General features: G+C 40.9%; 21 protein-coding genes and 1 tRNA gene. 9 read left to right on the plus strand and 13 right to left on the minus strand.

Features of this window, described 5'->3' with window-relative positions; translation table 11 throughout:
• Positions 1-88: 88 nt before the first annotated feature.
• Genes DEO27_RS20670 through DEO27_RS20685 form a run of 4 tightly spaced genes read left to right on the plus strand, consistent with a single transcriptional unit; the run spans position 89 to position 3,713 of the window.
• A complete protein-coding gene (locus DEO27_RS20670) occupies positions 89-2,311 on the plus strand; it encodes an ATP-binding protein (protein WP_112575051.1) in 2,223 nt (740 codons plus the stop codon).
• Between the two features lie 2 nt (positions 2,312-2,313).
• Positions 2,314-2,733, plus strand: coding sequence for a response regulator (locus DEO27_RS20675; protein ID WP_112575052.1), 420 nt, complete (start codon positions 2,314-2,316; stop codon positions 2,731-2,733).
• A gap of 4 nt (positions 2,734-2,737) precedes the next feature.
• Positions 2,738-3,094 carry a response regulator gene (locus tag DEO27_RS20680; RefSeq protein ID WP_162997120.1) on the plus strand — a complete coding sequence of 119 codons (357 nt, stop codon included), beginning with the start codon at positions 2,738-2,740 and terminating at the stop codon, positions 3,092-3,094.
• A gap of 13 nt (positions 3,095-3,107) precedes the next feature.
• A complete protein-coding gene (locus tag DEO27_RS20685; protein ID WP_112575054.1) occupies positions 3,108-3,713 on the plus strand; it encodes a biliverdin-producing heme oxygenase in 606 nt (201 codons plus the stop codon).
• Positions 3,714-3,862: 149 nt separating this feature from the next.
• On the opposite strand, the gene DEO27_RS20690 is transcribed toward DEO27_RS20685, so the two are convergent.
• Both DEO27_RS20690 and frr read right to left on the minus strand, forming a co-directional pair.
• On the minus strand, positions 3,863-5,623 hold the full coding sequence (locus DEO27_RS20690; RefSeq protein ID WP_112575055.1) for an ABC transporter ATP-binding protein: 1,761 nt from the start codon (positions 5,621-5,623) through the stop codon (positions 3,863-3,865).
• Between the two features lie 73 nt (positions 5,624-5,696).
• Entirely contained in the window at positions 5,697-6,260 is a 564-nt protein-coding gene (frr, locus tag DEO27_RS20695; RefSeq protein ID WP_112575056.1) for a ribosome recycling factor, read from the minus strand.
• A 151-nt stretch (positions 6,261-6,411) separates the two neighbouring features.
• On the opposite strand from frr, the gene DEO27_RS20700 reads away from it, so the two are divergent.
• Complete coding sequence (locus DEO27_RS20700) at positions 6,412-6,801, plus strand: hypothetical protein (RefSeq protein WP_112575057.1); 390 nt, start codon at positions 6,412-6,414, stop codon at positions 6,799-6,801.
• On the opposite strand, the gene DEO27_RS20705 is transcribed toward DEO27_RS20700, so the two are convergent.
• The 4 genes from DEO27_RS20705 to DEO27_RS20720 form a co-directional block, all read right to left on the minus strand.
• Positions 6,791-7,513: a sterol desaturase family protein gene (locus DEO27_RS20705; protein WP_223818009.1), complete on the minus strand. Its 723-nt coding sequence runs from the start codon at positions 7,511-7,513 to the stop codon at positions 6,791-6,793. The genes DEO27_RS20700 and DEO27_RS20705 overlap by 11 nt on opposite strands.
• 97 nt (positions 7,514-7,610) lie before the next feature.
• On the minus strand, positions 7,611-8,402 hold the full coding sequence (cdaA, locus tag DEO27_RS20710; protein ID WP_112575059.1) for a diadenylate cyclase CdaA: 792 nt from the start codon (positions 8,400-8,402) through the stop codon (positions 7,611-7,613).
• Positions 8,403-8,504: 102 nt separating this feature from the next.
• Complete coding sequence (locus DEO27_RS20715; protein ID WP_112575060.1) at positions 8,505-8,975, minus strand: group II truncated hemoglobin; 471 nt, start codon at positions 8,973-8,975, stop codon at positions 8,505-8,507.
• A gap of 77 nt (positions 8,976-9,052) precedes the next feature.
• Positions 9,053-10,024 carry a polyprenyl synthetase family protein gene (locus tag DEO27_RS20720; protein WP_112575061.1) on the minus strand — a complete coding sequence of 324 codons (972 nt, stop codon included), beginning with the start codon at positions 10,022-10,024 and terminating at the stop codon, positions 9,053-9,055.
• A 261-nt stretch (positions 10,025-10,285) separates the two neighbouring features.
• Between DEO27_RS20720 and DEO27_RS20725 the strand changes: the two genes are divergently transcribed.
• The 4 genes from DEO27_RS20725 (at position 10,286) to DEO27_RS20740 (ending at position 13,312) form a co-directional block, all read left to right on the plus strand.
• Positions 10,286-10,373: transfer RNA gene (locus DEO27_RS20725), tRNA-Ser, on the plus strand.
• A gap of 250 nt (positions 10,374-10,623) precedes the next feature.
• Positions 10,624-11,838: a site-specific integrase gene (locus DEO27_RS20730; RefSeq protein WP_112575062.1), complete on the plus strand. Its 1,215-nt coding sequence runs from the start codon at positions 10,624-10,626 to the stop codon at positions 11,836-11,838.
• Between the two features lie 45 nt (positions 11,839-11,883).
• Positions 11,884-12,891 (plus strand): YhcG family protein, encoded by a 1,008-nt coding sequence (locus DEO27_RS20735; RefSeq protein WP_112575105.1) that lies wholly within the window; start codon positions 11,884-11,886, stop codon positions 12,889-12,891.
• A gap of 157 nt (positions 12,892-13,048) precedes the next feature.
• Positions 13,049-13,312 (plus strand): helix-turn-helix domain-containing protein, encoded by a 264-nt coding sequence (locus tag DEO27_RS20740; RefSeq protein WP_091220957.1) that lies wholly within the window; start codon positions 13,049-13,051, stop codon positions 13,310-13,312.
• Positions 13,313-13,640: 328 nt separating this feature from the next.
• Here DEO27_RS20740 and DEO27_RS20745 read toward each other — a convergent pair whose 3' ends face one another.
• The 7 genes from DEO27_RS20745 to DEO27_RS20775 all read right to left on the minus strand — a co-directional run bounded on the left by DEO27_RS20745 (position 13,641) and on the right by DEO27_RS20775 (position 20,915).
• Positions 13,641-14,930: an HlyD family secretion protein gene (locus DEO27_RS20745; protein WP_112575063.1), complete on the minus strand. Its 1,290-nt coding sequence runs from the start codon at positions 14,928-14,930 to the stop codon at positions 13,641-13,643.
• Between the two features lies 1 nt (position 14,931).
• On the minus strand, positions 14,932-17,115 hold the full coding sequence (locus DEO27_RS20750) for a peptidase domain-containing ABC transporter (RefSeq protein WP_112575064.1): 2,184 nt from the start codon (positions 17,113-17,115) through the stop codon (positions 14,932-14,934).
• A 10-nt stretch (positions 17,116-17,125) separates the two neighbouring features.
• The gene (gene gwsS / locus DEO27_RS20755) at positions 17,126-18,160 is read right to left on the minus strand and encodes a grasp-with-spasm system SPASM domain peptide maturase (RefSeq protein ID WP_112575065.1); all 1,035 of its coding nucleotides are present in this window, start codon (positions 18,158-18,160) and stop codon (positions 17,126-17,128) included.
• A gap of 128 nt (positions 18,161-18,288) precedes the next feature.
• Entirely contained in the window at positions 18,289-19,254 is a 966-nt protein-coding gene (gene gwsG / locus DEO27_RS20760) for a grasp-with-spasm system ATP-grasp peptide maturase (protein ID WP_112575066.1), read from the minus strand.
• Positions 19,255-19,318: 64 nt separating this feature from the next.
• The gene (locus DEO27_RS20765; RefSeq protein WP_112575067.1) at positions 19,319-19,498 is read right to left on the minus strand and encodes a hypothetical protein; all 180 of its coding nucleotides are present in this window, start codon (positions 19,496-19,498) and stop codon (positions 19,319-19,321) included.
• 53 nt (positions 19,499-19,551) lie between these two features.
• A complete protein-coding gene (locus DEO27_RS20770) occupies positions 19,552-19,971 on the minus strand; it encodes a hypothetical protein (protein ID WP_146750119.1) in 420 nt (139 codons plus the stop codon).
• Between the two features lie 11 nt (positions 19,972-19,982).
• On the minus strand, positions 19,983-20,915 hold the full coding sequence (locus tag DEO27_RS20775; protein ID WP_112575069.1) for a DUF6624 domain-containing protein: 933 nt from the start codon (positions 20,913-20,915) through the stop codon (positions 19,983-19,985).
• Between the last annotated feature and the right edge of the window lie 725 nt (positions 20,916-21,640).

A 21,640-nucleotide genomic window follows, 5' to 3' on the forward strand; every position in this document is an offset into this window, starting at 1 on the left:
TACTTTACAACTTACCTATTTAAAAAATATATTTCATAGAAGTGTATTTTTTGTATTTTACGCGGTCATTCATCCTATAAAACACACTATGAGTTACCAGGTAGACCTGACCAATTGCGACAGAGAACCCATCCACATCCCCGGAAAAATTCAATCGCACGGTTTTTTGATCGCTGTGAACAGCAAGTCGTACAACATTTCCTATATCAGCCAAAATATTGAAAGCTATACCGGTGTCAATGCCACCGGGTTATTAGGTAAAAATATTACTGAGCTTGAAGAGCAATTAGCTATAGCGAGCGATACCGCATCATTACAGCAGTTGTTAAACCTGGCAAAAGGCTCAAAAAGTTCCGACACCATCAACCCATTGGCTATTGATGTAAAGGGAAGTAATTACAACCTTATCATCAGCCATTCGGTAAATGACCTGGTGCTGGAGTTTGAGCCAACCAAATCAGATCTTGGTTATGATATTCAGAAAACCATTGGCCGTTCGGTAGCCGAGATCCTGAGTGGTAAAAACTTATCCATACTGCTGCAAAACGCGGCATTCGAAATAAAAAAGATCATCAATTACGACAGGGTGATGATCTATAAATTTAATGAAGACGGCCATGGCGAGGTTACTGCCGAAGTAAAGAACGATGACCTGGAACCATTTTTAGGTTTACATTACCCGGCATCGGATATCCCCAAACAGGCCCGCGAGCTTTATAAGATCAATCTTACCCGTATCATAGCCGATGTAAATTCAGACAGCTCGGCTATTATTACTTACGAGGAAGGGGCAGCACCGCTTGATCTTACCCATTCGGTATTGAGGGCAGTGTCGCCTATCCATATCCAGTATTTAAAAAACATGGGCGTCGGGTCGAGCTTTAGTATCTCGCTTATCGCTCATGGTGAACTTTGGGGGCTCATCGCCTGCCATAATTATTCGCCAAGGTTTATCGACTATAAATCGCGCGATGCCTCTAAACTGATAGGCCAGATCCTCTCGTCGGCATTGGAGTACCGGCAGGACGAGGAAGATTCGGCAAAACTTCATGAACTGGGCGAGGCTGCCAACACCATTGCCGATTATATTAAAAAGGATACTGATTTTACTTTCGCGTTAACCCGCAATAAAGTCACGATAAAAGATGTTACTACCGCCACAGGGGCGGCACTGATATATGACGGCGAAATAAACACCATTGGACAAACACCTACAGAAGGGCAAATTGCCGATATAGTTGAATGGCTTAAGGTAAATATGGTGGATACTATTTATAGTACTTACCGTTTTCCTGAAATATTCCCGGCGGCAAAAGATTACAGCGATGTTGCCACTGGCATTTTATCCTGCAGCCTGTCGCGCGAACTTGGCGAAATGATAATCTGGTTTAAACCAGAACAGGTAAAATCTATCACATGGGCGGGCAATCCCGAAAAACCGGTTGAGGAAACCGCCGATGGTCTGTTACAACTTTCGCCGCGAAAATCATTTGACAGCTGGACTCAAATTGTTAAAAACACGTCCGAAAAGTGGAAACATGACGAGATCACCGCGGTTTTAAAAGTACGGGAAGATGTTATTTATGCCATCAACCGCAAAGCCAATGAAATCAGGATTCTGAATGAGCGCCTGCAATTGGCCTATGACGAGCTGGATACTTTTAGCTATACCATATCACATGACCTGCGCACCCCGCTGTCATCCATAAAAAACTATTCGGAGCTTTTACTGGCGAGCAATAAAAGTCTGGATGAACCGGCTAAGAAAATGCTCGACAGGATCATTAAGGGTACCGATAAAATGCACATGCTCATTAAAGAGATATTGCATTATTCGCGCGTGGGCCGTGCCGAAATAGAGACAACGCCAATTGACATGGGCCTGTTACTAAATGAAATTAAAAGGGAGGTACTATCGGCCCTTAATCCCGAAAATATTGAATTTACCATTGGTGAAACACCATCCATTCAAGGCGACAGCGTGATGATAACCCAGGTTTTTACTAACCTGATTAACAATGCTGTTAAATACTCTTCAAAATCAACACCATCAAAAGTTAAGGTTGAGGGGATAGTCAGGAACAGCGAGATCGTTTATTCGGTATCTGATAATGGCGTTGGTATCGACGTAAATTATTATAACCGTGTATTTGAACTATTTAAACGCATGGATAATGCTCTGGAATTTGAGGGCACCGGCGTTGGCCTTGCCATTGTAAAACGTATTGTTGAAAAACACAAAGCGCGTATTTGGTTTGAGAGCAAGTTAGGATTTGGCACGGTTTTTTATATATCTTTTAAAATTAGTTAGTTGTGAGTTCGCCCGATATATTATATGTTGAAGATGACGAGGATTTTGCATTCATAATGCAGCATGCCGTACAAGAAGTGAAAGACGGACTTACCGTTAAGATCATTGACAATGGGAAAGATGCGTTGGAACAGCTAAAGCAGCTTACCGAAGCAAGGGTAAAACCGAAACTTATACTGCTTGACCTTAACCTGCCGGGCCTTTCGGGCCTCGATTTGGTGAAACGCATCCGTGAAATCCCGTTTTTAAAATATACGCCGGTTGTATTTTTTTCTACATCCGATAATCCAAAAGATGTCAAAGCATCGCTTGAATTTGGCGCTAATGCTTATTTAACCAAGCCTGCCGGCTATTTAAACCTGGTGAACTGCGTTGAATCACTGTACAATTTTTGGTTCACTAAAAACCTGAATGTCAATTAAAACGTTGAAAAAAATATTAGTTATTGAGGATGATGCCGATATAGCCGACATCATGGGAATTGCCTTATGCGACAAATATGAAGTTGAGGTAAAACGCGACGGCTATGAAGTTGTAGCACAAATAGAACGCTTTGCGCCGGATTTGATTTTACTTGATAACTATATAGGACAACGGCAGGCCCGGGAAATCATCAAAGAGATCCGCGAGGTTGATGACCACAGAACTATACCCTTTGTATTATTTTCAGGCCATGAAAACATTATTCAACTGGCTGAAAATCTAAACGCTACATCTTACCTCGCTAAACCCTTTGCACTTGACGATCTTTATAAGTGCATTGATAATATTTTAGCGGCGTAAAAACGCATACTTTATGCTTCATGAAAAAATAAAACAAGCTACAGCACATCTGCATGATCAGCTTGAACAAAAAATGTTTGTTGGGCAAATTATGAATGGCTCGCTTACATTTGAACAATATCAAACTATATTGACGGTAAACTATGCTACGCACCTTACAGTAGAAGAGTTTTTATTTGACGGTCTCAGCGATGAATTCCGTCAAAAACTGGATATCGGAAACAGGGTAAAACTACCTTCTCTTCTCCGCGATTTGGAGGAGATCAACTCAGCAACAGGCAGTTCTCCTAAAAATACTCCTGATTTTATTGATCTCAGCAGCGATGCAGCAATCCTTGGTCCAATGTATGTATTGGAGGGGGCCACCCTTGGAGGCAATGTGATCGTAAAACGGCTTAAAACTAATGAGCATTTGTTCCCGTACAATCTGAACTATCATTATTACCAGGTTTACGGAGATCAGCTTGGTTTAAAATGGAAACAATTTTTGGAAGTGCTCAACGCGCTACCTGAAACTGAACACGAAGCCGCGATACAAAATGCAGTAAGCCTATTTGAGTACATGGCAAATACCAAAGTAGCAACTACTACGGTAACGCTTGTGCCGCCGGAGGTATAAAAAATATTAACCCCCGTCATTGCGAGGAACGAAGCAATCGCGAACTATACAGAGCGGCTCTGCCCATCTGGGATTGCTTCGTTCCTCGCAATGACGAGGTTAAACAAGAAAGGCGATGCTGAAGCATCGCCTTTCTTGTTTAGGATATCTTAATCCAGCGCGTCAGCTGTGTCCTTCTCTCCTATCTGTTGACGCCACATAGCGTAATACAAACCTTTTTGGGCTATCAGATCGGCATGTTTGCCGCCTTCAATAATGCGGCCTTTTTCCAGTACATAAATACTATCAGCATGCATAATGGTTGACAAACGGTGGGCTATCAGGATAGTAATATGATTTTCCCTTTCGGATACATTACGGATAGTTTCTGTGATCTCCTCTTCGGTAATAGAATCAAGCGATGAGGTAGCTTCGTCAAATACCAGGATATCCGGCCGGCGCAATAATGCTCGTGCTATAGAAAGGCGCTGCTTTTCGCCACCCGAAACTTTCACACCACCTTCACCAATTACTGTACTTAAACCTTTATCGGCACGGGCCAGCAGGGTTTGACAGGCGGCACGCTGCAACACATCCATACATTCCTCATCGGTAGCGTTCGGGCGCACAAATTGCAGGTTTTCTCGGATGGTGCCTGAAAATAACTGTGTATCCTGGGTTACAAAACCAATTTTTTCGCGAAGCTGATCAAGGTCAATTTCTTTACTTAATGTGCCGTTATACAAAATATCCCCCTGCAAAGGTTGATACAAGCCTACCAGTAATTTCACCAGCGTTGTTTTACCTGAACCCGAAGGGCCTACAAACGCAATAGTCTCGCCTGAATTAGTTTCAAAACTGATATGATTAAGCGCGTTACGGTTTGCAGTTAGGTGTTTAAAGCTAACATCGTTAAAAGTTAAAGTATCTACCTTTTCAAGCAATACCGGCTTTTCCGGTTTTTTATCAATTGGGATGCTCAATATCCTGTTGAAGTTACCAAGTGATACTTCGGCCTCACGCCATGAAAGGATCACGTTACCCAACTCCTGCAACGGATTAAATAAAAAGAATGAGTAAAATAAAAAGCTGAAATACTGGCCCGGTGAAATAGTTCCTTTAAAGATGAGCATTAACAAAACCACTACCATTACGCTGCGCACAAAGTTTACCGTAGTACCTTGCACAAAGCTCATACTGCGCACGTACTTCACTTTCATCAGTTCCAGGTCGAGGATTTTATAGGTGGTATTGTTTAACCGGGCTATTTCCTGTTTGGCCAAACCTAAACTTTTCACCAACTCGATATTCCTTAATGATTCGGTTGTTGAACCTGCAAGGGCAGTTGTTTCGGCTACGATGGTCTTCTGGATTTTTTTGATCCTGCGGCTCATAGCCATACTCACAAATGTGATGATAGGTATTGCCGCGAAATACACCAGCGTAACTTTATAGCTTACGCTTACCGAGTAAACAATTACAAACACCATCCCGATGAGCGAAACAAATAGGATGCTGATAAAAGAGGTGATAAACTTTTCGCAATCCAAGCGTACCTTTTGCAGTATGCCCAGGGTTTCGCCGCTGCGCTGGTCTTCAAATACCTGGTATGGTAATTCAAGCGAGTGTTTTAAACCGTCTGCATACATTTCGGCACCCACTTTTTGGGTGATGATATTGGTAAAATAATCCTGGAAGTTTTTTGCTATCCGCGATACCATAGCAACACCTATGGCCGCCCCAACAAGTAATAATACTTTGTTCAAATATTCGTCATAGTGGAGAGATGTGCGTTGCTCAATAACACGGTCAACAATACGACCGGTTATCCATGGATCCAACAGCGAAAAGCCTATATTCATTGCCGCCAGGAAAAGTGCAAATACTACAATCCAGCGGTGTTTTTTTAAGTAAGAGATTAATACATTCATGTTTCAACAGCAAACATAAAAAAAGGGAACGGCTAAGTAGCTCATTCCCTTTTAATTTGACATAAGGTTAATATTAAACCGTCATGATATCTTTCTCTTTAGCTTCTGAAAGTTGATCAACTTTAGCGATGTAAGCATCGGTAAGTTTTTGAACTTCAGCTTCGCCTGTTTTTATTTCGTCTTCAGAAACACCTTCTGATTTTAATTTTTTGATCTTCTCGTTAGCATCTTTACGGATGTTACGAACAGCTACCTTACCGGTTTCAGCTTCGGCTTTTGCTTTCTTAACCAGGTCACGACGACGCTCTTCAGTAAGTGGCGGTACATTGATACGGATTATGATACCGTCGTTTTGTGGGTTAACACCTAAGTTAGCTTCTTTAATAGCCTTTTCGATAGGGTTTAACAATGATTTTTCCCAAGGCTGAACAACAATGGTACGGGCATCAGGGGTGTTAACGCTGCCTATCTGGCTTAATGGTGTTGGGGTACCATAGTAATCAACCCTGATATCGTCAAGTAATGAAGGGCTTGCCTTACCTGCACGTATTTTATTTAATTCGCTATCTGCATGGTCAATGGCTTTATCCATTAAAGCCTTTGCATCGTTCACTTGTTTTTTAATGAGTTCGCTCATCGGTTTTTAAATTTTCAACAAAAATAGTAAAATCTATCAGTTTACGGCTTTGGTATTTGGGTTCAATTAAAAAGCATTTAACAATAAATAACATTATTTAACATTTATATATTATTAAACGATGGGTATATTAGTATAAAATATTATCGCCATGAAAAAAACCTTACTCCTTGTCACAATCATAGCCTGTGCAGGCCAGCTCAAAGCACAAAGCATCAATAAGGTGCCTAACAACAATAACGCTTTCGATAAATTTTTTAACCTGAAACCTTTAAAGGCAGATAGCAACCTATCTAAATTAATCCCTGTACTTCCGCAAAAAGGACTTTTAAATAATAACAGCGCTTTGTTAAACACCCGTGAGCTTATTGCTGATGAAACGGTTTACAGTCGTATGCCGGTTGTTAAAACCTATCCGCAGGACAATATGCCGATTGTTAAAACAGACGAGCCGGGTGTAAAATATCATATGCTGATTAAAAGGATAGATATTGTTAATCCGGACACAGTTAGGATTAGGAAAGAAAAAGTTACTCCGTAGCCAGCTCGTCAGGCAATAAAGCAATGCCTTCCTTACCCTTCGCTTTTTTCCTTTTCTCTACTATTTGATCAAAACTCTTTTCGTAATCGGGGTGGTTGGTGCCCATCAGTCTGTCCCAGATATTGAAATACAGGCCGTAATTACACTTCACCAGGCGGTGGTGCATATTATGGTGGGTTGACGTATTATGCCATTTGAACAACTTGTGCGTAGTAAAACCTTGGGGGAAAAGTTCATATCCTAAATGCCCGGTCACGTTTAGCAATAACGAATACAATGAAAATACAGTGAGCGCGGTGCCGTGATAAGGAATGGTAAAAGCAATAAGTGGCACTATACCTATTTCTACAACAGCCTCCAGCGGATGAAAAGCATAAGCGGCAAATGGTGTTGGATTGGTAGATAAATGGTGCGTTTTGTGCATCAGCTTAAACAAGGGCTTCCAATGCATAGCGCGATGGGTCCAGTAAAAATAGGTATCATGCATCAGGATCATCAGCCCGATACTCAAAAAATAATAAGCGTATCCTTTATCGCTGATGCTTGGGTAGATCCTTGTTAAATGCTGCTTACTGGCGAAGATCACCAGCATGATCACAGCGCCGAATATCAGTATCGTAAAAAAGGAATAAACTATTTCTCTAAGGATGTGCTTATTTTCGGGATAACGCTGCTGAATCTTCGCATACCAATATGCCCTTTTGCGCCACACATAAAAAAACAGATAAAACGCACCTGCAAATACAAGATAGCGTCCGGCTATTGAAAGCAGAACCCTGGAAACTTCTATTATTTTTTCGATGGATATTTTAAAAATCCTTATTCAAAACTTTTTCCAGTTCCGCGAAGCTGATATTCATTTTAACCCGCCCCTGTTTGGCATAAGAAATCTCGCCGGTTTCTTCAGATACAATGATTGCCGTTGCCTCATTTGCCTCGGTTACACCAATGCCTGCCCTGTGACGCAGACCGAACTGTGCCGGCAGATCTGTTTTTTCGGTAAGCGGCAAAATACAGCTTGCCGATTTAATCTTATTCTCCGAGATCACCACGGCGCCATCGTGCAGCGGACTGGTTTTTTGAAAAATGCTTTCCAGCAAACGTTTTGATATTTTAGCCTCCACAACCTCGCAGCTGTTTTGGTAAAACTGTTCGTCATAATATTTAGCGAAAACAATAAGCGCTCCTGTACGGGTTTGCTTCAGGCTTTTGCAGGCATCAATTATTGGTTTAATACGGGCATAATTATTTTTCTCTACTTCAGATTTTCCGAAGAAATATTGCCACCAGGCCTTATTGCGTTGTAAAGAAGCATTTTTACCTACCAACAATAAAAACCGCCTCACTTCCTGCTGAAACACTACAATGATAGCAATGATCCCCACATCAACAAACTTACCCAGTATAATAGTAAGCAGCTTCATGTCCAAAGCTTTCACCACAAAATTCAAAGCAAATATCACCGCGAAACCGATGAAGATATTGGCCGCGATGGTGCCTCTGATAAGGTTATATAACTGGTAAATGATCAATGCCACCAGCAATACATCAAGAATGGAGAAGAAACCTATTTTAGGGAAGAGGGATTGTAAGGACTGCATTTACGAAGTTAATAAGTTTACCCGAACATAAACGCCGGAAGGGTGGTAAATATGATCAACCTCCCGGTAACCGTAGTCATTTTACATACCGGTGGTATTGTTTCAGGGAATGTACGGGCCTCCCGGCACGCCCCAACCCCATACAGGCATCGGCGTATCGGCGCTTTCTGTCGTAGTATCTGTTTGCGAGTTCAACACGGCTATGCGTGTCCCCCATTCCAGGTAAGCCATAAAGGCCGAACGAAACTCGGGGTCATCTGGAAGTGAAAGTTCATCGGCAGTTTGCAGCAACAATTCAATCCAGCGTTTGCGATGCGCTTCGGTTAAATATTTCTGCAAATGTTTATTGATCATAGCGTAGTGGCTGCCCTCGGTTTCACTGTAAGTTTTGGGACCGCCAAAAACTTCGCTTACAAAATGTGCCACATGCATCCGGTGCTCGGGCGACATATGCTTAAATACAGGCTCCAGCAGCTCATCGGCCAAAACCTTATCATAAAACTTATTGAAAAGCTGTTCAAAAGCAAGTGTACCACCCGCCCATTCAAACAGTGTAGGGATTGTAGCTGTCATAATTGTAAAAACCGGTTATGATAAAGATAGGTACCCTATTTTAAAAAGCCAGTAATTACTTGCAGCAATAAATTGAATTATTTATTGCGCTCGGTCGTAAACCTTACCAGTTGCTCCAATCCGCGATGCGAATCACTATCGGGGAAAGTATTCAGAATCTCGAAAGCCTCATCCTGGAAACGTTTCATTTGCGTTTCGGCATATTGAAGGCCGCCGGTATCTTTTACAAACTTGATGATCTCTGCTATCTTTTTTGGATCCTCGTTATGGTTTTTCACCAAGTTTATCACACGCTTTTTTTCTGAACTGCTACAGTTGGCCAGCGCGTAAATAAGCGGAAGGGTAACTTTTTTCTCTTTGATATCTATACCTAATGGTTTACCCACATCATCGGTACCAAAATCAAACATATCATCCTTGATCTGGAACGCGATACCTATCTTTTCGCCAAAAAGGCGCATTTTCTCAACTACCTCATCACTTGCTCCGGCAGATGCAGCACCACAGGCACAACATGACGCGATAAGCGAGGCCGTTTTTTGCCTGATCACATCGTAATAAACAGGTTCGCCAATATCCATGCGGCGCACCTTTTCTATCTGCATCAGCTCGCCCTCGCTCATTTGCTTAACGGCGTCAGATACGATGCGGAGCAACTGGAAATCATTATTATCTATAGAAAGTAACAGGCCTTTGGACAGCAGGTAATCTCCTACCAAAACGGCTATCTTGTTTTTCCATAAAGCGTTGATAGAGAAAAATCCACGACGCTGATAAGAGTTATCAACTACATCATCATGCACAAGCGACGCAGTATGTAATAACTCAACCAATGCAGCCCCGCGATGCGTAGCCTCGTTGATGCCCCCGCAAATGCTGGCCGAAAAAAACACGAACATCGGGCGGATCTGCTTTCCTTTACGCTTTACAATATAATGCGTGATACGGTCAAGCAGCGGGACAGAACTTTTCATCGAGGTTCTGAATTTCTCCTCAAACGCATCAATATCAGCAGCAATAGGTTTTTTAATGTCGTTGATGCTCAGCATTGCAACCAAAACAGTATTTTATGTTAACCACCGCCATGTGACAGTGCGGAGCAAACATAAGCTAAAATTATTTATCTGCATTAAAGCCTACTATTTTTTACTCAAATTAAACCAAAGCATACAATTACCGTCATACTAATGCGAGTGCAATTTTTGTAAGTAGAGTTAAGTTTTTGTGAAAGCGGGGCCGGTTAAAACGGGCTTCGCTTTTTTATTGATTGTAAAGGCAAATATTTTACCTTTGCACTCCACTATTTACACGGAGAGGTGTCTGAGTGGTCGAAAGAGCACGCCTGGAAAGTGTGTATACTCCAAAAGGGTATCGAGGGTTCGAATCCCTCCCTCTCCGCTGATTTTCATACCAAAAATGACTGAAAGCCTGTTTTTCGCACGAAAACAGGCTTTTTGCTTTAAACCAACAAGCTGTTTTATACGCCGTTTCGCATGATTCTGGTGAGTAATTCGGTGAGTAAAGTTAATCAATTGATTAACTCACCAGAAAGGCACTAAAATACTGATTGACAGCCAGTTCAAAAAATGAACATCTTGTCAGAAAATGGCCGCAAACCGATATTTGTTTAACCATTTAGTGAGTCATTATGAAGACAATTTTCAGTGTGCTCTTTTATTTGAAGAGACCAAAGGGCTATCAGACAGGTCCTATGCCTATCTACATGCGCATTACGATTGACAGTAAGCGCACAGAAATCACCACCGGTCGTGAATGTGAACCTTCGCAGTGGATCCCATCAGCAGGGCGAATGAAGGGAACGAAAGAAACCGTAAAATCGCTCAATAATTACCTCGACACCCTACGCGCGAAGATCGATGACGCGCATTCGGCAATGATCAAAGCGGGAGATGACATTACCGCAGAGAGTTTGAAATGTCGTTTCCTGGGCAAAGAAGAAAGCCCGAAAATGCTCATCGAAATCTTTAAAAATCACAACCAGAAATTCGGTAAGCTCGTCGGCAAAGAAAATTCAAAAGGTACACTAAGCCGGTATAAAATATCGTTGAGCCATACACAGCGCTTTCTCAAGTGGCGTTTTAATCTTTCAGATATTCCTGTCAAAAAAGTAGATCACCAATTCATTACGGATTATGATTTCTGGCTAAGATCAGAGCGCAATTGCGGCAATAATTCGGCCGTTAAGTACATGAGGAACTTTAAAAAGATCATCACCATCTGCCTGGATAACGGCTGGATTGATCGCAACCCATTCCTGAAATACAAAGGCAAAACGAAACGGGTTCACCGGGTATGCCTGGAACAAGACGACCTGAACCGTATTGCCGAAAAGAACTTTTCGTCTGCACGACTTGAACAGATCAGGGATATTTTCCTGTTCAGCTGCTACACGGGCCTGGCGTACATTGACATTAAGAATCTACACCGTGAGCACCTGACTAACCGCTACGACGGCGAAATATGGATCATGACCAATCGCCAAAAAACTGATATCCCAACCCGGGTCCCGCTTTTACCGCAGGCTATTGAGCTCATACGAAAATATGAGTATCATCCGAAGTGCGCCAATACCGGGCTGCTCTTCCCGGTACCCTCCAATCAAAAGGTCAACGACTACCTGAAGGAGATCGCTGAACTCTGTAAGATCAAGCAGCCCCTTACCTTTCATATCGCACGACATACTTTTGCTACTACGATAACGCTGGCCAACGATGTGCCTATAGAAAGCGTGTCTGTTATGCTGGGCCATGCGAGTATCAAAACCACACAGGAGTATGCTAAAGTGCTAAATCTGAAACTAAGCAGGGACATGAGCGCCCTTCGATCAAAAATTGGCTCATGAAAATTGATGCCTGTCTACCAACAACTTAAAAATACAAAATATTATATGGAAGCATCGAAATCGATCATCGGTGATATACAATCGATAATAAGTACGGCGAGAGAATCGGCAGTTCGCTCTGTAGATTTTGAACGTGTCAGGATGTACTGGTACATTGGCCGACGTATCTTCGAAGAAGAGCAAGATGGTCAGGAACGCGCCATTTATGGCGAACGCCTGATCCCATACCTTTCCGAAAAACTCATGCCTCAATTCGGGACTGCGTTCTCTGCGAGGAACCTTAATCACTTCAGGCAATTTTACAGGAGCTTTCCAATTGTGAACGCACTGCGTACACAATTGACATGGACGCATTACCGCTCCCTTTTAAGTATGGAAACAGCGGAAAAAAGAGATTTCTACATAGGTGAAACAGTTAAGAACAACTGGACATCAAGGCAAATGGAGCGTCAGATCAATAGCCAGTTGTATGAACGTCTGCTGTTAAGCACGGATCAAGACAGAGTCCTCTCGGTAGCCCGAAATGAAAAGCAATCCGAAGCCCCACAGGAGATCATCAAAGACCCGATGGTTTTAGAGTTCCTGGGCCTCAAACAGGAAGCAGCTTACTTTGAAAGGGACATCGAGTCCGCGCTGATCACGCATCTTCAGGAATTTATGCTGGAACTCGGAAATGGATATTCTTTTGTAGCGCGTCAAAAACGGATACATCTGAACGGTGATGATTTTTTTATCGATCTGGTTTTTTACAACAGGCTGCTTCAATGTTTCGTGATCGTTGAACTGAAGACACATAAAATTACTCATCAGGATATAGGGCAGCTACAGATGTATGTAAATTATTTTGACCGGGTTGAAAAGCTGGCACATGAAACGCCTACGGTCGGTATACTTTTATGCCTGGAAAAAAACGATACTGTCGTCAAATTTTCTTTGCCGGAAAACAGCAACATTTTCGCGACCCGTTATCAATTATATCTGCCTACTGCGGATCAGTTACTGACAGAAGTTCAAAAGGAATTGAAGAAGCAGCAAAGATTAAATGACCAATAAATGCTATGTAATCCCTCGAATTTGATGTGGTTGTTTGCGGCATCAAATGTTTAAACCTAAAATATACTTTAAAGAAATCACATCCGACTCGGATAACATCGGATAACAGGAACGGTCACTGCTGCGATTTTTGCTTCATAATTCTTAATTAAATATTATGGCGGCAATCGAGTTACTTACCAGAGACGACTTGCAGCAATTTCGGCTGCAATTGTTAGAGGATATTAAATCCATCATCTCGGCACCAAAAGTACAAGCAAAGCAATGGCTTAAAAGCGCGGAAGTCCGTAAATTGCTCAGTATATCTTCAAGCACATTGCAAACCCTTCGCATTAACGGAACTATCCGGTTTTCACGTGTCGGCAAGATCATGTATTATAAAAATGACGATATTCTGAAATTATTGGAGGGCGAGAATTGAGTCAAGCATTCAGGCAATTGCAGCGCTTTTATGACAGGGCCAACCGGGACAGTCGCCTTCTGCCAAGCCATATCAGTTTATATTTCGGACTGATATGGCTTTGGAGCATCAATGAGTTTTCACCAAAATTAAAGATAGCAAGGAAGGAACTCATGGCACTTTCACATATCAACTCAATTGTAACGTATCATAAATGCATAAAAGATTTAACTGACTTCGGATACTTCGAATATCGCCCTTCTTTCAATTCTTATAAAGGCTCTGAAATCCGCCTGCTGCTCTAACGGTGCAACCAAATTGAAATACAATTTTGAGGGATACCGTCTTTTTAGCGAGTGTTTGTACTTTTGATAATGTTATATTTAAATCTTTGAAATAAAGACGCTTCCTTGGTAATAATCTCCGCATCTGCAAGCATACCTTGCTTCAACGTGATCTCATTGCCTTTTTTGTCAATCTTATCAATATCAACAAAGGCGGAATAGAGACTGTCTTTTAACGGAACATCTCCAATTGACTTAATTTTTCCTTGCAACATGCCATATTCTTCAAACGGATAGCTCCTTAGTTTGATTAATACCTGTTGCCCTATATGGACTTTCCCCATATTGTATTGTGGAATATACATTTCCCCTAATGTTTCTTGACCTTGGTTATATATATAAAATAGGGTTTGTCCGGAATTTAGGATTTGATTTTCCTGCAAAAGTCCATTGAAAATTACCGTGCCGCTTTCAGTTGAGCATATCACATATTTAGCTCGCCAGTCCTCACATTGACTGATCATACTGTTAATCGCCAGTAAAAATTTAGTTTTTCCTTCAGAGACCTGATTATTTAATTCCAGAAGCTCTTTTTGTTTAGCCGCTAATTCAGCGTTGCTACTAATTAAAGAGCTCTCTGTTTGCATTAACGGCATCTTTTTATTGAGGTATTTGCTCTGCTGCTGCCTGAATTCTGATGTGGCCTCAACCTTTTGGTTCATCAGCTTTTGGTGCATGACGAATTCCTCTTCAGCAATCTTCAAATCTTGCTGTTGAACCTTTTTCTGATCTTCCAGATGATTTTTTTGAATGGCCAGGTTTCTCAAATCCTGATACAATAAATTTCTTTTCTTTAAATATAAACCTTCCCCAATTGAGGCCTTATATAACAGTACTGCTTCCTGAAATGATTGATAGGCCCCTTCCAATTCTCCCAAGTTTTCGGTATTTGAAATGGTATTGAGGCGCTTGTTGTCAACGATCCCATTTAGTAAGCAATTGCGCGATTGTTTCAATTCGCCAAGTAATTTCAAAACTTCGTCATGGCTTGCTATACTTTCTAAGTATGCCATGACCTGGCCTTCAAAAACCTGATCATGATCTTTGACAAATAGCTTCACGATTTTACCGTTCACTTTTGCAGCAAGCGGCTTAGCATTGTTTTCCGATGAAACTTTTAAGCTCGTCCTAATGACATCGGGGTAACTGATAACTGTAGAAAGAATAAGCAGTCCAATTATAATAAGCCAGAAAACAGTAGTACCCCAGCGCACAATCCATGAAGGTACTTTGAAAATGATGTCATTTATGTCTTCGCTGTAGACTGGCCGGTGATTTTTTATGATTGATTCCATATCAAACTCCAAGTTCAAGTTGATTTTTGACAAGATTAAAATAATGCCCTTTCATTAAAGTCAGTTCATCATGGGTACCCTGCTCTAAGACCTTTCCCTTATCCATAAATATGATGTTGTCGGCGTCTCTGACGGTGCTTAAACGATGAGCAACAATTACAACCGTACGCTTTTCGAAAAATTCCTTTAAGTTATTGGTGATTATTCGTTCATTATTGGCATCGAGCGCATTTGTCGCTTCATCAAAAAAAAGGTAGTGAGGATCTTTATAGACGGCTCTTGCAATCAGGATTCGTTGTCGCTGTCCCTGGCTAATGCCGTTACCCTCCGCACCAATTTTAGTATTTAGCCGCAATGGGAGGCTGTCGATAAAATCGCTGATATTGGCTATCTTTAAAGCGTGTTTTAGTTTATCATAGTCGGGATACTGATCACCTACAGCAATATTTCTTTCTATGGTATCGGAAAATATAAAACCATCCTGCATTACAACGCCACAGCTGCTGCGCCAACTTTTAAATGCAATCTGGTTAAGTTGCAGGTTTCCGATAAGTATTTCACCTCTTTGTGGTTCATAAAAACGGAGTAACAATTTCAATAGCGTTGTTTTGCCGCTTCCGCTCGTCCCCACGATGGCCGTGGTTTTTCCTTCAGGGATGATCAGGTTAATATTTTTCAATACAGGCTCATTACCCGCCGACGGATAGCAAAATGTTAAGTCATTAATACAGAGACTTTTATTTTCCGGTAGTTCATTATTTAATGTGCGGTCTATTGGTTCTTCGTCTGATAGTTGATGAATTTCGTTTAATCGCTCTAAGCTGATTCGGGCATCCTGAAACCCTTGTATAAAACCCAATAATTGGTCTACCGGGCTATTTAATTGTCCAACAATATATTGAATAGCTACCATTGCGCCTAATGATAACGAGCCATTAATAACGGCTTTGGCGGTAAGGAATGTGATCAGTAAGTTTTTGCTTTCATTGATCAATGTAGCCCCGCCTTGCTGGTACTGGCTCAATGCAAGACTTTTGACATTAAATTTGAACAATCTCGCCTGGAGGTGCTCCCATTCCCAACGCTTTGCCTGCTCACAATTATTCAGCTTTATTTCCTGCATTCCGTTAACCAACTGGACAACATTGCTTTGGTTTTTCGAAGCTACTTCAAATGACTTATAATTAAGTAAACGGCGTCTTCCGAGGAACGCCGTGATCCAGGCAATGTATAATGCACTCGCTAATGCAAAAACGGAAAAAATGGAAATCTTGTAGTAAATGAGCACAAAAGAGAACAACAATAGGTTTACCAGTGAGAAAAGCGTAGTGAGCGCGGAACCGGTTAGAAAACTTTCAATTTTCTTTTGATCGTTCATGCGTTGCATAATATCTCCGGTCATTTTCGTATCGAAGAAACTTATCGGAAGTTTCATCAATTTGATCAAAAAGTCCGTTAGGATGGAAATATTTACGCGCGTACTGATATGCAGCAATATCCATGACCTGATAAATTCAACTGATACCCGGCCGACAATCAGAAATATCTGGGCGAGCAATATGACTTGTATAAAATTCAGATTACGTGTATTAACACCGATGTCGACAATTGATTGAGTTAGAAACGGTACAATGAGCTGTAACAAACTAGCCAACGCTAGCCCCAATAATAATTGAAAAATCAACTTTCGATAACCGATCAAGTATAAAAAAAGCGAAGACCAACTCACGGCGTGTTGGTCCCTGTCTTCCTGTTCGTAAAATTGTGGCGAAGGACTTAGTAAAAGCGCAATTCCTTCAAGTGTATTTGGATCGCTGATCCAATTTTCTTTTACATCGGCGCCGGTAAGTTTAATTAAGCCCACTCCCGGATCTGCAATCCAATATGTTTCTCTCTGAATTCTATAAAGAATTACAAAATGGTTTTGCCTCCAATGCAAGATCGCTGGTAACTCAATATCATTTAACTGCTCGAAGGTCAATTTTACACCCAATGTACGGAAGCCAATTTTTTCCGCTGCTTCACTAACTCCTAATAAGGAAACCCCGCTCCGGCTGATCTGGCAAAGGTTCCTCAGTTCCTGTAGTTGGATGGTGCGGCCATAGTGCTTAGCGATCATTCTTAAACAGGTTGGCCCGCAGTCCATCTGATCATGCTGCTTGAAAAAGTTGAATTTTTCCGCCATAAAAATTGATTTAGGTCCATTCGCAGGTTATGGGGTTATACCTGCATTTTAAAGGTTTATCAGTTGCATCCGAAACAAATGCTCTGCAATCAGTGCACATATATCTGAATTCGCACATTCGGCATATGCTAATTTTATCTTTGCTAATTGTCCAACATTCTTTAAATACGTCTGACTTAACTATGTCCTTCAAACTGCTAGAATTTATCTGGCCGTAACTTTTGGTCAACGACGGGCAGTTTTTGATATTTCCGAACTGATCAACAGCTACCTTTCTGTTAAGGCAGGAATTAAATTGTAAGCTTTCAGTGAACATAGGTATGTTGACCGAAAAGTAAGCAGGTGATATGATACCGCAATGCGATTGATCAGTGACAGCCTCCGATGTAAAATGAACATGTTGACTAAATGGCCGGTAATCTTCTTTTTTAAAGAAGTCCAGCTCCTGGTGGAAATCAAAAACGGTAATACTGTGTATCTTCTGATAGTGCTGGTAAAGGTTTATATAATAGCCAGGCGGCCGTGCAGTATCATAAGGAATCACTACCTCACATAACATATCGAGGTCATTTAAAAACTCGAAGAGCCTGAGCGCCATGTTATGATTGTATCCTGGGAAAAAACGGACTTGTAAATGAGTACATCCGAGATCATTTAGATCCTTTAGAAAGCGGGAATAATCCTTCTGGTCAAACAGTGGCTGCCTGATATCAATAATGGCGTTTGTTATCGTGGCTGGCGCATCCCATTCCAGGTTTAAATCTGGAAAACATGCTAATTCATCCGGTCTGTTTGTCAATAACACATATTCTTTTTCAAGTAAAAAATCAAAATATTCGTCTAAAACATGATGAAATTCTTTCGGCGTATCGCCAAATACCGTAGTTAATTCTCGCTTGTTATATTTACTTAATATATCATACAAATCGTTTGGTATAAAATCAAATGTTTCTCTGTACAGGTCATAAATGATCGACCTGCTGTATCCTTTTACGGGAATGCAATTAGCTACCATAACCATATGGTCATTCAGGTCATACTTCATGTGTCCGGTGTTTTAAGATTTTAGAAATGGGTTTATAAAATCGTCCGGCGAGCAGCTCTCCTCTGTAATTCAAAAGAGGTATTTTCTTTACCAACACCGGCTTGTCAATGACCTTTACGTCAATGACCTTAGTTGAGAGTAACATCATATCCTGCTTCATGGGTAATAAGATGGTTAGCAAGTATTTTTTCTAAATGATAGTTGCAAGGTTTGGATACCATTCCGAATTGGCCAATAGGATTGATCTCCAGAAAAATATAGTTATGATTTTGATCTAAAATCAGATCTGCTGATCCCGAGTTTAGGTTCAATTTAGCGAATACTGTTTTTAAACGATTCTCAACTTCATCTGGCAGTTGATAAGGTATACCCCGGTTAGGCAGCTCACTATCATATTTTCTATAGTCGGTTTCTGTTCTTTTATTGCCCTGAGATAAAATTGCCATCGAATAAAAGCGGTCATTAAAATAAAATGCTCTTATTTCGTAACGTTTCGAAATCTTTGTTTGCAGCAAGCTCGGAAAGAAGGAATCATCGAACTCATTTACATCCCGGTCATTTACCTGCTCTGTGTAGGCCATTTTAACAGTTCCCGGATTTCGAATCAGGAATTGTGATCCCATAATCTTTGTGATTACTTCTGTCTCATTTTTTAAGAAGTTCAAAGCGTATTGCTTATCTCCCGTAATCAATGTTCGCGGAATATCCAGCCCGGCATCCTGTGCCAGTTCCAGGACATAAAGTTTATTCACAAAGGCGTATAAAAAGTTATTAATGCAATATTTCTGAGTATCCAGATACTTAAAAAGGTAATTGTTAAGTACCTTGGATTCCGCATCTACTATTTCCTTGTAGTCCTCTGCCACCGGTTTTCGGAAATTAAAACTCCCCCGTCTATACCAAAGTACTTTAACCTTTTTAAGATCAATTTCATTTCCCTGTACATCAAGGACGATTTCTTTATTCAGGTCGAGATGTTTAACGTTGACCAGATCTTCTCCGTTTACCCTAAAATGTGGAACATGATTTTTTTTCAGCCATTGCATCACTTCATATGTTGACTGATCGTTTTTTTCGGAAACAATAAGTATCATAGAAAAAGAGCTTTTTATTTAAGAAGAAAAAAGAAAGAAGGTACTGCAAAGCAGTACCTTCTTTTTAAGTGTAGATAGGGCCGGGAGGCGCGTCTTCCGACACGGAGTTGTCCCAATGTGAAGGTACTTCATCGTAACCATAAGTCCAGATAGACTGGTTTGTTGGTTGCTGAAGGCCTCCCATAACATTTTTTAATTCTCCTTTTTCTAAAGTCTTAAACTTTTTAGAGTTTAATGCTTCCATGAATAAATATAAATTAAAATTATGCCTACTCTTACAGGTTTTCGGCTTCCCCTTTACAAGTTCTTATCTATTAGTTGAAATCCTGATTTAATGTCCTTGGTTTTGATTAAGTATTTGGTTTCAGATTTGTCCCGGTAGTTGATGACTAACTTTATTTCATTTGGCTCAATGAAGGTGGCGGTAAACGGGTATTTATCAGCAATAGTGATGGAGCCGTCTACATAATCAATTTTATCATTATGAATTTTAAAAAAACCGATATAATTATTTAATTTACGGATTACATTAACTTTTCCGCCCGGAAAGAAAATCATTCTAAATGTCCCGGCGGAATCGGTTTCATTTTTCTTTTCCCTCCATTCCCCATATATTGAATTAACTTTATTCATTACACCATCCTTGTTGTTATAATTGTTGCCGTATAAAGACATGCCGGAAATTCCCCAAAAGCAAAACATCAATATCGTTTTCATAATAAATTAATTTAATAACTCGTTATACCCCACTGCTTAGCATACGCCTCGATTGGCGGCAGGCCAACGGCAGCACGGCGCTCATTCACGTGCTCCTTATCTTTTATCGGTACGAATGAAAATTTGTTAGTCTTTTCATCCTTATCTAACTGTGTACCGTAGGTTTGATAGTGGTATCTGGCAGATTCGATCTTGTCCTGCAACAAAGCGAGGTTACCTTTTGATGCTGCGTTCTTATCTGCCGCATCTTTAAGCAAAGGGAAATATTTCTCCATGGTAGGAAGATCTGCATGGACGATCACCGCAAAAAGTGCCAGGTTGGCGATGTTTCCCACTTTATCGGGGCCCAGCCAGCCATATTTGTCCAGTATTGCTGTTGTTTTCTGCAGGTTGATCTTGTCCTGCGTTTTCATGCTGTCTAACAACGACTGCATTTGAGGTGATTTGAAACCGAATCTGTTCTGAATGCTGTCCGCTTTCCGACGGTAATACTGATCGGACGCGAAAATATCTTCTAATTGTTTTTTGACCGGTAGGTTGTATTGTGCTTCCAATGCAGTTTTATTATTACGAACGATAGTCATTAAATCTGCCCATCGGGAATCCTTATGAATGGATGCCAGATCAGAATCGATAGCGAGGTGCTGGTCATCGGCATATTTTCCGGCATTGGCAACTTTAAATAAATGAAAAAACGCGCTGTCCGCCTTACCGGATCTCGCCCAGGCGCAGGCTGCATTATAACGGTCATTCAGAATCGCGCGTCCGTTAAATGTATTGAAAGCTGCACTGTAAGTTGATGCTGATTGTTGATATTCCTTTTTTTGAAATAAGGTGTCGGCTTTTTTTACCAATTGAAAATATGCTGGCGGAGGGCCGGTCTGAGCGAAAATATCGCCGGAAAATAATAAAGCCAAGCCGATGAGATATAATTTATACTTCATATGACAAACCTTAAAATTTAACTAAATAAAGAATATTATTTTTTTATCAAAGAATAATTAATAAGTCAAAAATATTTGAATGGAAATTTCACGTCAATAGTTTTAACATTTTTTAACAATTCTTTTTAGCCATAGAAATGCAAAACCATATCCTAAAGACAATTCCAATTCGGAGATGTTTTGCGCACGCTCTGACCACTTTTCCTGAACAGTTGTTCACTATTGAATTTGAACAAATAATCCTTTGCAGCAAACTGAAAAGTATAATGGCAAACATCATCACGCTAGCACATCAGAAAGGTGGCGGTGCGAAAAGCAAGTTAGCTTTGATCTTGCCCTTGTGCTTCCAGGATGAGTTAAAGATTACCCTTATCAACTCCTATCTTCAGGGAGATTTATGCAACCTGAAAAAATGTTACCTAAAAGGAAAACGCCGCGCATTAGTACGAGAGGTTGTCTCACAAGTCTATTATGTGGATATTCTTGAAGGCTTGGCCAGGCTATTCCGTGCGACTTTGAGCACCGGGTTGTATAAGCAATTAAGAAAATTGAAATTAGTAATTAATAAACTATTATGGTCAAAGTGTTACGGAACTAGCTGTTTGCTAGTCCGCAACGGGGTGATCAGTGACTCCGGAATGTCCACAAACCCTTCGCATAACTTGCTCTCACTGCTAACTGTCAATGCCCCCCTTTAAATGAGGAAAATTTATAGAAAATCAATT

This window comes from Mucilaginibacter rubeus, assembly GCF_003286415.2.
Classification (GTDB): Bacteria; Bacteroidota; Bacteroidia; order Sphingobacteriales; family Sphingobacteriaceae; genus Mucilaginibacter; species Mucilaginibacter rubeus_A.